The organism is Synechococcus sp. WH 8101, assembly GCF_004209775.1.
In the GTDB taxonomy this organism is placed as follows: Bacteria; Cyanobacteriota; Cyanobacteriia; order PCC-6307; family Cyanobiaceae; genus Synechococcus_C.
This window is the reverse complement of the sequence record NZ_CP035914.1, coordinates 1,431,080-1,444,848: the sequence shown is the minus strand read 5'-3', so window position 1 is coordinate 1,444,848 and position 13,769 is coordinate 1,431,080. Positions and strand designations below refer to the sequence as shown.

The 13,769-nt window shown below is 64.7% G+C and carries 19 protein-coding genes; 9 read left to right on the top strand and 10 right to left on the bottom strand.

Annotation, left to right across the window (positions count from 1 at the left end; translation table 11 throughout):
* Positions 1-990 (bottom strand): hypothetical protein, encoded by a 990-nt coding sequence (locus SynWH8101_RS07565; RefSeq protein WP_130129239.1) that lies wholly within the window; start codon positions 988-990, stop codon positions 1-3.
* A gap of 101 nt (positions 991-1,091) precedes the next feature.
* On the opposite strand from SynWH8101_RS07565, the gene SynWH8101_RS07560 reads away from it, so the two are divergent.
* A complete protein-coding gene (locus SynWH8101_RS07560; RefSeq protein ID WP_130129238.1) occupies positions 1,092-2,015 on the top strand; it encodes an NAD-dependent epimerase/dehydratase family protein in 924 nt (307 codons plus the stop codon).
* Here SynWH8101_RS07560 and SynWH8101_RS07555 read toward each other — a convergent pair.
* Positions 1,981-2,529, bottom strand: coding sequence for a CDP-alcohol phosphatidyltransferase family protein (locus SynWH8101_RS07555; RefSeq protein ID WP_130129237.1), 549 nt, complete (start codon positions 2,527-2,529; stop codon positions 1,981-1,983). The two genes, SynWH8101_RS07560 and SynWH8101_RS07555, sit on opposite strands and share 35 nt — an antisense overlap.
* 31 nt (positions 2,530-2,560) lie before the next feature.
* Here SynWH8101_RS07555 and SynWH8101_RS07550 point away from each other — a divergent pair, with 31 nt between their 5' ends.
* Positions 2,561-3,034, top strand: coding sequence for a CBS domain-containing protein (locus SynWH8101_RS07550; protein ID WP_130129236.1), 474 nt, complete (start codon positions 2,561-2,563; stop codon positions 3,032-3,034).
* A gap of 2 nt (positions 3,035-3,036) precedes the next feature.
* Here SynWH8101_RS07550 and SynWH8101_RS07545 read toward each other — a convergent pair whose 3' ends face one another.
* Entirely contained in the window at positions 3,037-4,191 is a 1,155-nt protein-coding gene (locus tag SynWH8101_RS07545) for a hypothetical protein (RefSeq protein ID WP_254427913.1), read from the bottom strand.
* Between the two features lie 84 nt (positions 4,192-4,275).
* Between SynWH8101_RS07545 and SynWH8101_RS07540 the strand changes: the two genes are divergently transcribed.
* Both SynWH8101_RS07540 and SynWH8101_RS07535 read left to right on the top strand, forming a co-directional pair.
* Complete coding sequence (locus tag SynWH8101_RS07540; RefSeq protein ID WP_130129235.1) at positions 4,276-4,749, top strand: L,D-transpeptidase; 474 nt, start codon at positions 4,276-4,278, stop codon at positions 4,747-4,749.
* 29 nt (positions 4,750-4,778) lie between these two features.
* Positions 4,779-5,054 (top strand): hypothetical protein, encoded by a 276-nt coding sequence (locus SynWH8101_RS07535; RefSeq protein ID WP_174719504.1) that lies wholly within the window; start codon positions 4,779-4,781, stop codon positions 5,052-5,054.
* Here the strand turns inward: SynWH8101_RS07535 and SynWH8101_RS07530 are convergent.
* Together SynWH8101_RS07530 and pdeM are read right to left on the bottom strand one after the other, a co-directional pair.
* A complete protein-coding gene (locus SynWH8101_RS07530) occupies positions 5,051-6,526 on the bottom strand; it encodes a hypothetical protein (protein ID WP_130129234.1) in 1,476 nt (491 codons plus the stop codon). The genes SynWH8101_RS07535 and SynWH8101_RS07530 overlap by 4 nt on opposite strands.
* Positions 6,523-7,221 carry a ligase-associated DNA damage response endonuclease PdeM gene (gene pdeM, locus SynWH8101_RS07525; RefSeq protein WP_130129233.1) on the bottom strand — a complete coding sequence of 233 codons (699 nt, stop codon included), beginning with the start codon at positions 7,219-7,221 and terminating at the stop codon, positions 6,523-6,525. Before pdeM ends, SynWH8101_RS07530 begins: the two co-directional genes overlap by 4 nt.
* 85 nt (positions 7,222-7,306) lie before the next feature.
* Here pdeM and SynWH8101_RS07520 point away from each other — a divergent pair, with 85 nt between their 5' ends.
* From SynWH8101_RS07520 to SynWH8101_RS07505, 4 genes are all read left to right on the top strand, one after another.
* The gene (locus SynWH8101_RS07520) at positions 7,307-7,486 is read left to right on the top strand and encodes a hypothetical protein (protein WP_130129232.1); all 180 of its coding nucleotides are present in this window, start codon (positions 7,307-7,309) and stop codon (positions 7,484-7,486) included.
* A gap of 106 nt (positions 7,487-7,592) precedes the next feature.
* Positions 7,593-8,765 (top strand): transporter substrate-binding domain-containing protein, encoded by a 1,173-nt coding sequence (locus SynWH8101_RS07515; protein ID WP_254427912.1) that lies wholly within the window; start codon positions 7,593-7,595, stop codon positions 8,763-8,765.
* Positions 8,766-8,805: 40 nt separating this feature from the next.
* Positions 8,806-9,465 (top strand): PCC domain-containing protein, encoded by a 660-nt coding sequence (locus SynWH8101_RS07510; RefSeq protein ID WP_130129231.1) that lies wholly within the window; start codon positions 8,806-8,808, stop codon positions 9,463-9,465.
* The gene (locus tag SynWH8101_RS07505) at positions 9,462-9,674 is read left to right on the top strand and encodes a DUF6737 family protein (RefSeq protein ID WP_130129230.1); all 213 of its coding nucleotides are present in this window, start codon (positions 9,462-9,464) and stop codon (positions 9,672-9,674) included. The genes SynWH8101_RS07510 and SynWH8101_RS07505 overlap by 4 nt, the downstream gene beginning before the upstream one ends.
* Here SynWH8101_RS07505 and SynWH8101_RS07500 read toward each other — a convergent pair.
* The 4 genes from SynWH8101_RS07500 to SynWH8101_RS07485 form a co-directional block, all read right to left on the bottom strand.
* Positions 9,671-9,868, bottom strand: coding sequence for a hypothetical protein (locus SynWH8101_RS07500; RefSeq protein ID WP_130129229.1), 198 nt, complete (start codon positions 9,866-9,868; stop codon positions 9,671-9,673). The two genes, SynWH8101_RS07505 and SynWH8101_RS07500, sit on opposite strands and share 4 nt — an antisense overlap.
* A gap of 61 nt (positions 9,869-9,929) precedes the next feature.
* Complete coding sequence (locus SynWH8101_RS07495) at positions 9,930-11,375, bottom strand: iron uptake porin (protein WP_254427911.1); 1,446 nt, start codon at positions 11,373-11,375, stop codon at positions 9,930-9,932.
* 2 nt (positions 11,376-11,377) lie between these two features.
* Entirely contained in the window at positions 11,378-12,076 is a 699-nt protein-coding gene (locus tag SynWH8101_RS07490; RefSeq protein WP_254427910.1) for a ZIP family metal transporter, read from the bottom strand.
* Positions 12,077-12,119: 43 nt separating this feature from the next.
* Positions 12,120-12,929: an ABC transporter ATP-binding protein gene (locus SynWH8101_RS07485; protein WP_130129227.1), complete on the bottom strand. Its 810-nt coding sequence runs from the start codon at positions 12,927-12,929 to the stop codon at positions 12,120-12,122.
* Between the two features lie 30 nt (positions 12,930-12,959).
* On the opposite strand from SynWH8101_RS07485, the gene SynWH8101_RS14300 reads away from it, so the two are divergent.
* Positions 12,960-13,181, top strand: coding sequence for a transcriptional regulator (locus SynWH8101_RS14300; protein ID WP_130129226.1), 222 nt, complete (start codon positions 12,960-12,962; stop codon positions 13,179-13,181).
* Here SynWH8101_RS14300 and SynWH8101_RS07475 read toward each other — a convergent pair.
* Positions 13,169-13,744, bottom strand: a complete 576-nt coding sequence (locus tag SynWH8101_RS07475) for a PAP/fibrillin family protein (protein WP_130129225.1) — start codon at positions 13,742-13,744, stop codon at positions 13,169-13,171. The two genes, SynWH8101_RS14300 and SynWH8101_RS07475, sit on opposite strands and share 13 nt — an antisense overlap.
* Between the last annotated feature and the right edge of the window lie 25 nt (positions 13,745-13,769).

The window sequence follows — 13,769 nt, the reverse complement described above, 5'->3', positions numbered from 1 at the left end:
TCAGGCTTTGGTGAGGGACGCTCCGAGCTGGGCTCGGCTGGTGAGCAGGTTGAGCACCACCTGCAGTTGGGCTCGGCTAGTGAGGGTGCTGAGGGCGGTGTTGCCCTCCGTCGTCTCCGAAGTTCTCTGGCTCTGCAGAGTGGCGTTGAGCCGCTCGCCGCGGCGCAGGCTTTCGCTCCACTGGCCCAGGCGCAGCGAGTCGACCAGATCCTGGAGCTGTTCGAGGCTGATCAGCAAGGGTTGCGCCGCCAGTGGCTCACCGTGCAGCAGCTGCTGCTCCAAGAGGGTCCAATGACGCAGGCATTGTTGCCAGAGCAGGCCGTTCTGGCGCCATCGGGAACGCAGCCGTCGTCTGCGGTGATCCTGTGCTGGCGCTGTTTGCACCAGCTGGGTGAGCTGGAGGATCGCCGTCTGAATGGCATCAAGGCGGTCGGCGGTAGGTCGCTCGCCACCGTTGAGGAGCCAGTGCCGTACCTGCTCAGTGCGTTGTTCCAGAGCTTGGCTGATCAGTTGATCCAGAGCCTGGGCACGATCGCGACGCAGGCGAGGAAAGAAGGCGAGTGTGGCCAGATGGGCCATCACGATGCCCACGGCCGCGGCCACGACCAGGTTGATCAACATGGCCCAGTGAAAGCGGGTGTCGGCTTGCCAGAACAGACTCATGGACCAGCAACCCAGGTAGGCCATCCCCCGGCCCGCTTCCAACCGCAGTTGGGTGACGAGGCAATGGGTGATCAGCAGGGCGATGCTCAGGGTGAGCCAGTTGCTCGCGAAGCTGTGGCACGCCATCCCCACCACCACACCGATCGCGGCACCTTCGACAGCGATCACGCTCCGGCGCACAGGGGCTGTGTCGTTTTCGCTGATGAACAACACGGTTGTGATCAATGTGAGTGAGAGGTACGGCCCGCGATTGGCCCACTCCATCACCGCGATGCCCAACCCACTGGCCACGAGGGTCTTCAGGGACGCTCTTGCCAGATCGTTCATCGCAGCCTCGGTGCCTAGACCGCAGGCATCTTGCCGGCGTTGCTGGCTTTCAGCAGCAACGCCGCACGCGCTTCAATGGCGCCTCAACCGCTGCATGAGTTGTGAACATCCTCGTGATGGGGGGAACCCGCTTCGTCGGCAGGCCCCTGGTGGCAGCTCTGCTGGCGCAGGGCCATGCCCTCACCCTGTTCACCCGCGGGCGTCAGGGGGTGCCGGATGGGGTGGAGCATTGCTGTGGTGATCGCACCAAGGCCTCTGATCTGCAGCAACTCCAGGGCCGGCGCTTTGAGGTGATCATCGACAGCTCCGGTCGCACGCTGGACGACAGTCGCCTTGTGCTCGACCACACAGGCAGTCCCAGCCATCGCTTTCTTTACGTGAGCTCAGCCGGTGTGTACGCCGCCTCGGAGCAGTGGCCTCTCGATGAAGACAGCGCTCTGGATCCGGCGAGTCGCCATGTCGGCAAGGCCCACACCGAGGCCTGGCTGCAGGCGGAGGGCATTCCTTTCACCAGCTTCCGCCCCACTTACATCGTGGGGCCTGGCAATTACAACCCGATTGAGCGCTGGTTCTTCGCGCGCATCCACCATGACCTGCCGGTGCCGGTTCCCGGCGATGGCACCACGATCACCCAGGTGGGCCATGTGGAGGATCTGGCCGAGGCCATGGTGCGGTCGCTGGCTGTCGATGCCGCCACCAATCGGATCTACAACTGTTCCTCCCGTCGTGGCATCACCTTCAATGGGTTGGTGGCGGCAGCGGCTCTTGCGGCCGGCAAGGAGCCGCAGAGTGTCGATGTGCGCTTTTTCGATCCGAGTGGCCTCGATCCCAAGGCGCGCAAGGCCTTCCCGCTGCGCATCAGCCATTTCCTCACCGATATCACCCGGGTGGAACGTGAACTGGCCTGGAGCCCCCGCTTCGATGCGGCGTCCGCCTTCCACGACAGTTATGTCCGCGACTTCCATCGCGATCCGGGTCCGGCCCCGGACCTCAGCGCTGATCAGACCCTGATCGGCGCGGCCTGAGATACAGCAGGGCTGATTGCAGCGCCAGGGCAAGGGAGGGCCAGAACAGCCACCAGCCCAGGCGCCGCAGCCCATCCACCAGGCCGGCGACCCCCCAGGACTCGGGCCAGAGCAGCAGCAAGAGACTGAGGAACTGCAGCAGCGTCTTTGCTTTTCCCCCGCTTGAGGCGGGGGCTCCATCCTGGGCGTCCCGTCGCCAGCCGGAGATCAGCATTTCCCTGGCCAGCAGCAGCCACACCGCCCAGGCGGGCAAGGTTTGCCGGGCCGTGAGCGCGAGCAGGGGGGCCAGGATCAGCAGCTTGTCGGCCAGGGGATCCAGGCGTGCGCCCCAGCTGCTGCCGGCGCCCGCCCGTCGGGCCAGCCAGCCGTCGAGGGCGTCGCTCGCACCACCGAGCAGGAGCAGGAGCCAGGCGATGCCTTCCTGGCCGGTCACCAGGCAGAGAATCAAGGGCAGCCCCGCGATCGCCCGCATCACCGTGACGCGGTCAGCCCAGATGCGACATGGGTTGTTCAAGGCTCAGAATGCCTGCACTCGCATGTGTTCCATGGTGCTCCAGCAGTCGGTTCGTGAGGTGATGACCACGCCGGTGCTGACGGTCACGCCGGAGACCCCTCTGCAGGAGGCCGTGGCGCTGATGAGTGATCACCACATCAGCGGCCTGCCAGTGGTGGATGCCTCGGGGGTCCTGGTTGGAGAGATCACGGAACAGGATCTGATGGTGCGCGAGAGCGGTGTGGATGTGGGTCCTTACGTGATGCTGCTCGACAGCGTGATCTACCTCCGCAATCCCCTGCACTGGGATCGGCAGGTCCATCAGGTGCTGGGCACGGCGGTGAACGACCTGATGCGCCGCGACAGCCACACCTGCGCGGCCGCCTTGCCCCTGCCACGGGCTGCGTCTCTGTTGCATGAACGCAGCACCCAGCGCTTGATCGTTGTCGATGATCAGCAGAAACCCATCGGTGTCATCACCCGCGGCGATGTGGTGCGGGCGCTGGCCTCCGGTGCGGAGGCCTGACCTCAGCTCCTGCCGGTTGCTTGTCGCTGAATCGCGTAGGCAATCGGTTGGATCAGGCGGAAATCCACCAGATCACCCACTTGCAGCGAGGTCAGAGCCTCCTGTTCCAGGGCTCGGCGCACATCGAGATTGTGCACATGGCCATCCGGTCCGAGCAGGCTGATCGTGTGATCCTTTCTGGCGATCCGCACCACTTCGGCCGTTCCGGTGGCCATGGTCACCCGGGTGCCCTTGGGCACCGGACCAAACGCACTGGCCAGGATCACGGTTTCCCTTGCGACTGTCAGCTGCGTCGCTGAGGCTGGCAGCAGGTCCACCACCAGGCCCTCCAGGAAATCGACGGACACCTGATCGCCCGAGCGAAGGCCCGTGCGGCCGAGATCGAGGCCTGCCGACAGGGTGATGCTGTGACCCTCCGGCCCCCGCACCACAAACGCCTGGCCGTCATCCATTACTTGGGTGACGGTGCCATCGAGATGGGCGAATTCGAAGGACTCGAGCAGCTCAGCTTTGAGCGACGCGGAGGGGCGCACCGTTCGCACCGAGGTTGGAGCGGCGCCAGTCGGAGCCTTGGTGAGACTCGATGCCGGCAGCTTGCGCACGCTGAGCGCCATCGGTTGGATCAGACGGAAGTCCACCAGGTCGCCCGTTTTGAGGTCAGCGAAGTCGTCATCCCCCTGAGCGTTGAGCACATCTAGATTGTGGATGCCGCCAAGGGGGCCCATCAGGCTGATGCTGTGATCCTGGCGGTCGATCCGGATCACGCGCGCTGTTCCCGAGGCCAGGGCCACGCGCATGCCCTTGGTCATCTGCCCCATGTCCATCGGCAGGATGATGTCTTCCCTGCTGAAGCTGAGCTCCTGCTCCTGGGAGGGTTCCAGATCCACGACCAGGCCATCGAGGATCGAGAGCTTCACTCGATCGCCGGGCTGCAGCGCCAGGGGTGTGAGATCGCTGCCCACCGTGAGCACTTCGGTGTGGCCCTGGGGGTCTTCGATTTCCAGCACCTTTTCACTCGGAATCACCGTGGTGACGGTGGCCTGGATTTCGGTGACTTCATGGCCGGCCAGTTCCTCCGGCGAAAAGCCTGCCCGGGCCCCCACGGCCGGCAGGGTCAGGGAGGCGCCGAGCGCTGCCGTGAGCATCCATCCGCGCATCGCCTGAAGCCTTCATAAAAACGTGGCGACGTTACTGCCAACCCCTTTGCGTCACAATGCTGCCGCTGCTGTTGCCTCCACCCCATGGGTTCCGCTCTGTTCAAGCGCTTCGCCATCGTTGCCGGAGCCGGGGTGCTGGCGACCGCCGCGGCCAGTCCGGTCCGGGCGGAGCGCACCGTTGAAGTGAGCCTCAAGGAGCGGTACCTCACGATTCTCGATGATGGGGAGCCGGTGGCCCGCTTCCCTGTAGCGATCGGTGCTCCCGAATCTCCCACTCCTCCTGGTGACTACGCGATCACCCGGAAGGAAGCCAAACCCGTGTATCACAAGCACGGCAAAGTGATCGCCCCAGGGCCGAAGAATCCCGTGGGCGTGCGTTACATGGCTTACTTCACTTTGGGTTCGGGTGAATATGCCATTCACGGCACCGCCTGGCCCAACTGGGTCAAGCTGCGTGCGGCCGTGAGCCTCGGATGCATTCGCATGCTCAATTCCGATGTGGTGAAGGTGTTCAACATGGTGGATGTCGGCACGCCCGTGGTGGTGAAAGCCAACTGATCACAGCTGAATCGTCAACGTTTGTCGTCATGTCTCTGTCTGCTCTGAAAACCGCTCTGCCCCTGCTTGGCACCCTGTTGCTGCCCTCCCCTGTCGTTGCAGCCCAGGAAATGAAGGAACAGAAGTTTCTGGATCAGGTGGAGCAACCTGGCCACGTGGTGGTCACGGCCCGGGGTGTGGACGCGGTGAACGCGGAGGCCAGGCGGCAGGGCTTGCGCTTTCCCGCCATCGGCTACTGGTCTCCCGACAATGTCTGTTTCAGCAAGCCGCCTCAGGGCGACTGCAACGGCCTGTTCCGGCGTTAGGGCAGGGGCGGCGGCAGCACCGGCGGTGGCGGCGCACCGATCACCGGTTCCCGGCGCGGTGTCGTTGGCGATGAGCTTGGGGCTGCCGCTGTCGCTTCCACAGGCTCTTCGTCCTGCACCACCAGAGGCGGTGGCAGGTCGGGGGGAAGACTCGGACGCGGGGTTGCCTGGGCATCGGCTTCCGGCAGCACAGGGTCATCCATCAGGGAGGGAGTGCGGAGTGGTTCCGGGTCTTGCAGCACCAGGGGATCAGCGGTGATCGGCGGTTCCGGCAGGGGTGAGCGCTCGCGCACGGCGGTGGCAGGCGCGGCGCCTGAGGGTGCCGATGGATCGGGGGAGGGTTGGCGCGGTGGCCAGATCATTCGGGCGATCGGTTCCACACCTTGCTCCATGACGCGGTTCAGGCCGGCGAGGGCTCGGTCGATCAATCGGCCTCCGAGCCACTGACTGCACCGGATCGGTCCATCGCAGTGGGCACCCATCCCGACGCGGCTGCTGAGGTTGGCCATCAGATTGCCTTCCAGGGCGAAACGTCGCTCACTCAGCCGCAGCAGGTAGGGCACATGCACAAAACTGGTGGCGCCGCCGCTGATCCAGTTGGCGTCTTCCTCGGTGAAGCCCTTCACCCCAGGAATAATCAGGCGGCTCTTGGAGGCATGGTCGGGCATGTAGGCGGCGACCAGTCCGCGGCGGCGGGCCAGATCCCTGGTCTGCTCGAGGGTGAGCCCGTCTTTGCTCATCAGCATCTCAAGGCGGCCGTCCTGCTTGAGCCCGAAGATCATTCGGATCCTGGGCAGGTAATAGCGGATGCGCTGGCCCATGCTGATGCTGTAGGCCCCCTTGTAGCTCTCGGGCGGCTCCTCCAGATCGTTGTAGATGCTGTGCAAACCGCCGATGAAGGTGTCGTAGCGCTGTTCCCGTTCCGGGGTTAGGGCGCCGTAGCCGAAGTCGACGCTGCCGTCGTGGGCGATGCCCACATAGGCCCTCTGCAGAGCAGCCGTACGGTTGCGGCCCTTCCAGATCCGCTGCCCCAGCTTGAGATCGCCCAGGGGCACGGTGATCTCCTGACCACCGCTGTCCACATGCCGTTCATACATCGGGCCTGACACGTAAGCCAGGGCGGCCGTGTCTTGGAAGGCATCCTGTTCGCGGTCCCAACCCTCCAGGAGGCCCACCCGCACTTTGCGCGGGTCGAAATCGAGGGCATACACCTCATCATCGGGCAGATAACGGAACGTGCCGGCCTCCGCGCCCTCCTCCAAGGACGCTTCGTTGGTGGCTGTTTGTTTCTTGCTGGGGGCTTCCGGGGTGGGTGGCGCCAGAGCCAGGAGCCCGGCAAAGGTGAGCAGGGGCAAACCGATCACCACCCAGCGTTTGCGCAATCCCCGCTTGCGGCGTCGGCGTGGCGCCGGCGAGCGCCGCCGTTTGGGCTGGCGTTCAGCGGTGCCGGAAGGGGAGGATCCGCGTTTCACCGGGCCAGCCTTCTGCTTGGAGAGTGGGAGAGCGGATCGAGCCAAGGAACGATGGCATTCTCAGCCACCAGCCATTTGCGGTAACGCTGGCCGCACTCATGCCCTCCCGTCAACTCCCCGAAGGCCGGAATCAGCAATTGCTGGTCGGAGGCATGGAAGGCGAAGCAGGGCAGACGCAGGCCATCGCAGCCTTGCCTGAGGCGTGCCACGGGATGCACGTGGCCGCAGATGTTGAGCAGCGATGACGACGGTTGCGGCTCCGGTTCATGGCTCAGCCAGAGGGCACCGAGTCGCTGGCTGGGTTGATGCGGAAGACCCTCCAGATCACTGCCCCGGTCGTGGTTGCCACCGATCAGGCGGACCGCGCAGCCGCAGGCTTCAGGGAGGCTGCGCAGGCGCTGATGCAGGGATGGGGTGAGCCCGAGGCGGCCATGGATTAGATCGCCGAGCACGATCACCTCGTCAGGTTCGAGGCGATCGCAGAGGTCGATTAGGCGGTCGAAGGTGGCCTGGTCTCCATCGCTGGGCAGGGGAATGCCATGGGCCTGGAACAGTTCCGCCTTGCCGAGATGGAGATCGGCCACCAGCAACTGGCGGCTTTCAGGACGCCAGAGGGCACGTTGCGGCAGCATCACGAGTTCCTCCTCTCCCCAGCGCCACAGGACCTCTCCTCTCGCCATGGCGTTGTCCTTCATGCGGTTAGTCCGAGCCGGTGTGATCTCAATGGCATACGAAGGGACATCCGCTGCTGCAGCCTGAGCGAGCCTGCGCGGTTGCATTGTGGCGTCATCCGACTGCCCGCACCACCCGGAACGCGAGACCGTCCGTTATCTCGAGCAGCGCCTGCTTTGGCTTGAGCAACTTGGGCAGCACGAATGCGCCTTCGCTCTGCGCATGGAAGTGGCCGACTGGTTGCTGGCTGATGGCAATGCAAACCTGAGTGCTCCCCTCGCACACTGAGCGCTCCGCCATGACCATCGCCCTTCTGATTGCTCTTGCCGGATCCCTGGCTGCCATGGCCTGGATTGTGCGTCGGCTCGATCAGGGCTGATCCCCTGTGATAGCCATGGCCCAGTCTCACGGAGGGAGCACGTTGCGCCAACGGCTGTCCCTGCTCTGTTCCCTGCTGGCCCTCTCCGGCCTGGCCATCGGCAGTCGAGGCCTTGCCCTCGAGGCCGGGCTGCCCGCCACGATCCGGGTGGGCGTCAGCGGCAGTCCTCCCTTTGTGTTTGAGCGCGACGATGCCTTCTCCGGGATCAGCGTGGAGGTGTGGCGTGAGGTCGCCGATCAACTCGATCAACCGTTCGTGTTGGTGCGTCAAGCCAATGCTGAGGCCAATCTCAAGGCGGTGGCCGAGCGACAGGTTGACCTGGCGATCGGACCGCTGAGCATCACACCGGATCGACTGGCCCAGAAAGCGATCGATTTCAGTCAGCCCTATTTCCATGGTCAGCTCGGTCTTCTGGTGCCGATCCGGCCGCCAGGTCTGCTCTCCCGCCTCGCTCCCTTTTTCGGTTGGGCCGCTCTCTCATCGCTGGGGGTGTTGATGCTGTTGCTGTTCATCGTCGGCAACCTGATCTGGTTGGCGGAACGGCGGCGCAACTATGAACAGTTCCCGCGGCACTACTTCCACGGCGTCGGCAACGGGATGTGGTTCGCACTGGTGACCCTCACCACGGTGGGATACGGCGATCGGGCGCCCCTGTCGCGCACAGGTCGCACCATTGCCGGGGTCTGGATGGTGCTGTCGCTGGTGGCCCTGTCATCTGTCACCGCCGGTCTGGCTTCGGCCTTCACGGTGTCGTTCTCCCGCTGGGCACCGGGCACGATCCAGCGTCCGGAAGCGCTGGCCGGGGAGCCGATTGCGGTGGTGGAGGGCACCACCAGTGCGGTGTGGGCGCGGATCTACGGAGCCAGGCCCACGGCGGCAGCCAACCTGGACGCGGCGATCAGCCTGCTCAAGCAAGGCAAGGTGCACGGTGTGATGTTCGACCGACCTGTGCTGCGCTACTACCAGCAGCAGAATCCCAACAATGGCTTCAAGCTCGCCAGTTTTTCCCTGGCGGATCAGACCTATGGCTTTGCCTTTCCAGCCGGCAGCCCTCTGGGTACAGCGCTGGATGTGTCGATCGTGGAGCTGAATCGCTCCGGCCGCATCCATGCGATCACGGAAAAAACCTTCGGCCGCACAACGTTTGACCGCCAGCTTCCGAGCGAGGGACAGTCACCTTCCCAGTGAGCGGTAACCTGGCCGCGTTTAAAGGCCGAATTCCGTAGGTATGCGAGCGCTGCCGCTGACATTGGCACCCGGTCAGGATCTCAAGGTGTTTCTGGACACCCTGGCAAGGGAGCAGCAGTGTTCCGGTTTCGTGCTCGGCGTGGTGGGGAATCTCAGCCGCGCAGCCTTTCAGTGCCCCGGTCGCCCTGAGCCCACTGTGCTGGAGGGAGATCTTGAGATCATCACCCTCAATGGAACCGTCTCGCCCCAAGGCGCTCACCTGCATCTGAGTCTTTCCGATGGTGCCTGTCAGGTGTGGGGTGGCCATCTCGAACCGGGCACCCTGGTGCTCAAAGGGGTGGAGTTGCTGCTCGGCGTGCTCGACCAGCCCAAGGTGGCTGTGGCGGTCGGCTCCCATCCGGTTACAGCTCCGATGCCGGCGCCATCAACCCAGGTTTCGCCCTGGCAAGCGTTGCCCTCCCGGGTGGAGATCGCCGTTCTTCCCGGTTGCCCTTGGTGCGCCCGCGCCCTTCGTCTGCTCAGCAGTGCCGAGGTGCCCCATCAGGTGTTCCGCGTTGATCACGACGATGCCTTCCATCATTGGCACGGCCGCAGCGGCATGTCCACGTTCCCCCAGGTGTTTGTGGATGGCACCCTTCTTGGCGGATACGACGCCCTCTCGGCCCTGCATGAACGCGGTGACCTGATGCAGCTGCGATGAGCCACACCGAGCCGGAGTCGGTTCCGTCGTTCTGGAGCCTGAAGCCTTGGTGGTGTCAGCCCTGGTCGATTCTCCTGACCGGTGTGGGAGCGATTGTTGGCAGCTGGGTTTTGCTGCATTGGATTTGGCTCACCGCCTTGGTCACCGTGGCCGTGAGCGCCTGGTGGCTGCTGTTTCTGGTGCTGGTGCCAAGGGCTGCCAGCTCCTAAGCGCCCTTGTCATTTCTGTGCCGACGCTTCTGGTCGAGCAATTCCGTTTCCAGCTGCTCGATCAGTTGGCTCACCAGGGCCTGAAACTCCGGCTGGCAGCCACGGAATGCCGCTTTGTGCCGGATCGGTTCGTTGCGGGTGCGCAGGTCGGTGAGCATGAGCTCCAGCGCATCGATCCTGGCATTGCTGTGCATGGCGAGAGCAACATCGCGCAGCGAGGTTATGACAGCTGCTGCCAACCTCCAGTGGCCCGGCTCAGAAGTGCAGGGTCGTTTTCAGCAAGAGCCCCAGTTGGGCCAGTGCCGTGCCCGCAGGGGTGTCGGCCCCCAAAGGGCGGCTGAGCCAGAACAGGGCCGGCGTCATCGTGATCGCATCTGTGATCCGGGCCTGATACCACCATTCCGCGACGAAACTGCTGTCATTCGGCGTGGTTCCCCCCACCAGGGCGGTGGCGACGATCGGCTGGCCGATGGCTCCCCCCATGGCATTGCCCTGAAGCAGCACGTCCTCCCACTGCAGGGCCAGCGTCCATGACTGACTGGTGGACACCAGCCCAGTGGATCGCACCTGCGGGTCGTAGCGGGTTTGGTTCAGGCCCCAACCGGCACTGATCGAGGGCCGCCAGCCAGTCCGTTGCGGTTGCCAGGTGCCGCTGAGGGCGTAGCTGCTGGTGAGGCCGGGATTCTCGTAGCTCGAGAGCACAAACGGACTGCCGTAATCGATGATCCCGAATCCGTTTTCGATCCAGGCCGCTGCGGCCGCCAGTCGCCAGTTGGTGCCCTGATAGCCGATCTGCACGGTGGTGCTGCTGCCGGCATTCGCGCCGAAGACACCGCCGCTGTTGCTGCCGTTCTGGCCATTGCCGGCGATGTACTGACCGCTGAGACGAAGACCGTCCTGCGACCAGATCAGGCCAGCACCGACCCCGAGATTGCTGCTGTAAGCACCTGAGGCTCCCCCCTGGGTGAACAGATCGAGCACCGTGTCGTCGGGATAGACGGTGGGTCGAAGCCCGAGCATCACCGACTGGTTCACCCGGCCGCCCACGGTGGCGCGCAGGTTGGATCCAAGCGGGAATTGGTAGTAGGCGCGATTGATTCCCAGCAGGTTTGGGGTGGGCCCTTCCTGAAACGCCACCTCCAGTTCCGATAGACGACTGGGGCCGCCGCCGCCGAAGCTATTGCGGTCACTGTCAAAGTCACCCGCCCGCAGGCGAATGTTGAGCAGATCTCGGCCCGTGAAGCTGGTTTTGAGAATCAGTTTCTGGTCGTAATTGACCACCCCAGCGCCATAGGTCGCTCTCGTGTCTGTGAGGGTGGAATCCTGGGTGCCGAAAAAGGCGTTGCCCCCCACCACCACCGTGGTGGTGCCCCGCAGGCTGGTGGTCGTGCTGAATCGCTGAGCTTCCAGCTCGGTGCTACGGCTCTCGAGGGCATCGATCCGAAACTGCAAGGCAGCGAGCTCTGCCGCATACTCCCGCCGCAGGCGTTCCGCTTCTGCCATGGGGAGAGCGGCTGCGTTGAGGCAGCGAAGCAGCCAGGTCGCCATCGCCATCCGGTTGAGCGGCGCCTCCCGCTCGCCAAGTTGCAGCAGGCTGCGGCAGTCGTTGGCGTTCGCCGCGTCGGCGCCAGGGAGCCCCAGCAGCAGGCCGCCGAGCAGGGCCGGCAGCGGTTTGAGTCGGTTGCATCGCTCCCACCCCATGATCAGGCCTGGACGCTGTCGAGCAACCACACCACGAGCAAGCCGATGAAAAAGGCCAGATTCACCACGCCGGAATCATCTTCCCCATCGGCATGGGCCTCCTTCATCACTTCCTCCACCACCAGATAAATCAGGGCTGCGGTTCCGAAGGCGAGCAGGCCGGTGAGGGCGGAGCCCCGCAACCAGTCGCCCAACCATTGGCTCACGCCTAAACCGAGCAGATAGGTCAGGCCCATCAGCACTCCGGCCAGGCTGCTGCGCCAACGGCCGGCACCCCGCCCGAGCAGGGTGCCCACTCCAAGGGCGGCCAGGCCCATCTCCAGGGCCACGGCGATCGGAATGATCCAACCGTTGCTGGTGGCTTCACTGCTGATGCCCACCACCAGTCCATCGATCAGGCTGTCGACTAAAAAGGGCAGCAGCAGGATGGCCAGCGGCCGCGCCCGCACCCCATCGCTGGGGAGCTCCGGCTCTTTGAGCACTGCATTGATCACCAGCAGCAGGGAGAAGCCCAAGCAGAAGCCAAGCGCCAGGGCCAGAGGATGACCGCTGCGGCTGGCTGCGGGCATTAGGTCGGCGGCGGCGGTGCCCAGCACCAGGCCTCCCACCAGGTGAGCGATCATGCCGCGAAGGCGATGGCCGGGATGGAAGCGACTGCCGAGTGCACCGCCACCCATCAGGGTGAGCGCCGGCAGGATCATCAGAATCACGAAGCGTCCTGGCTGGGCTGATCGCCCAGTTTGCTCATCCGGGCAGCACCTGTCGGTAGCCGGAAGCGGTCACAATGCGTAGGGGGGTGTCGAACAGGTCGGAGAGGGGGCGATCCGCCAGCACCTGGTCCGGATGGCCATCGAGGATGACCCGGCCTTGGCGCAGGCCGATGACCCGCTCCATCTCCGGTGGGATCGCGTCGAGCTGGTGCGTCACTATCACCAGGGTGGTGCCTGTGGCCATCAGACGGCGCAACTGGTTGAGAAGGTGGTGCTTGGCCTTGAGATCGAGGGCATTGGTGGGTTCATCCAGAACGACCACTTCGGGTTGATGCACGAGGGCCCGAGCGAGCAGGAAGCGGCGTTTCTGGCCGTCGGAGAGACGGCCGAAGGGCTGATCGGCCTGGTCCTCCAGCTCGAGCTCCTGCAGTAAGCGCTCGCAGCGCTCGATCTGTTCAGCACTGGGATGGCGATCCCGCCCGAGACTGATCGCCCCGTAGAAGGCGGCCAGCAGCAGTTCTCTGCCGATCAGCCCAGCGGGGATGCGGGCTTCAAGATCGCTGGCGACGAGCCCCAGGCGCTGGCGCAGCTGCCAGAGGTTCACCGTGTCCGACCCGAAGAGCTTGAGATGGGAGCCCGCACGCACCACCGGATACAGGCTGCGGCTGATCAGTTTCACTAGCGAACTCTTGCCTGAGCCATTTGGCCCCAGGAGTGCCGTGTGCTCCCCGCAGCGCAGGTGCAGGCTCAGGTCGTCGAACACCCGGTACCCGTCGATCCAGGCCTCCACCGCCTGCAGATCGAGCCAGATCGCCCCTCTGGCGCTTGTCGAACGACTCGGCATCGCGGCATTCTCCGATCGGTTGCTGAGGTCATGGTGAACAGCCGCCGCTGCGCACGCTGCGGAGCCAGCAGTTTTCGCGCCGACCGCTCCTTGGCGGGACGCCTGGTCTGCAGCCGCTGTGGTGCTCCGGCCTCGGCGAGGGCAATGGGACGGAACACTGCTTCTGCGGGGCGATCCAGAGGTCGCTGGCTCTGGTGGCTGTTGCTCTTGACCGCCGTGGTGTTGTTGGTGCTGTGGCTTCAGGCGTCTTGAGCCGGGGCCGGCATCAAGGCATCGAGTGACAGGTCGTCGCGTCGCAACAGGGCGAAATAGGTGCCGGCGTTGCCTTTGCACAGGCGCAGTTGATGATCAAGAGAAGTGATCTCCAGCCAGGCAGGGAAGGATTGCTTCACGGTCGCGAGCAGCTCCGGTCGCCAGCCCCCGGGCAGGGAAGGGCCGATCCAGCCACCGCGTTGGAAACGCACTCCCACCCTGTGGGGCCCTTCGATCGCCAGGTCGGCCTGCACGGCCACCGCGGCTAGGCCGCCCAAGGGGCCGCTGAGGCGAAGGAGGTTCATGCCCCGTCCCCTGGCTGGATCCAGCAGTTGGAGATTTTCCAGCCAGGGCGCCTGTTTCAGCCAGGGCTGGGAGGACGAGCTCCAGCGCAGCTCCCACACCCCCGTCAGCAGAGAGGCCTGCTCGCGAAGGTCGACAGTGCTGTCGGATTCGACCTGCGCGATCAGATTCGGGATCGTGGGATCGCGTGGGTTGGTGCGCAGAGCCGCGATCAACTGGTGTCGCGGGGAGGTGCTGGGATCGTCGGCCGCGTTGGGCATCGGGGATGGGGCGAGGGGAACGGAC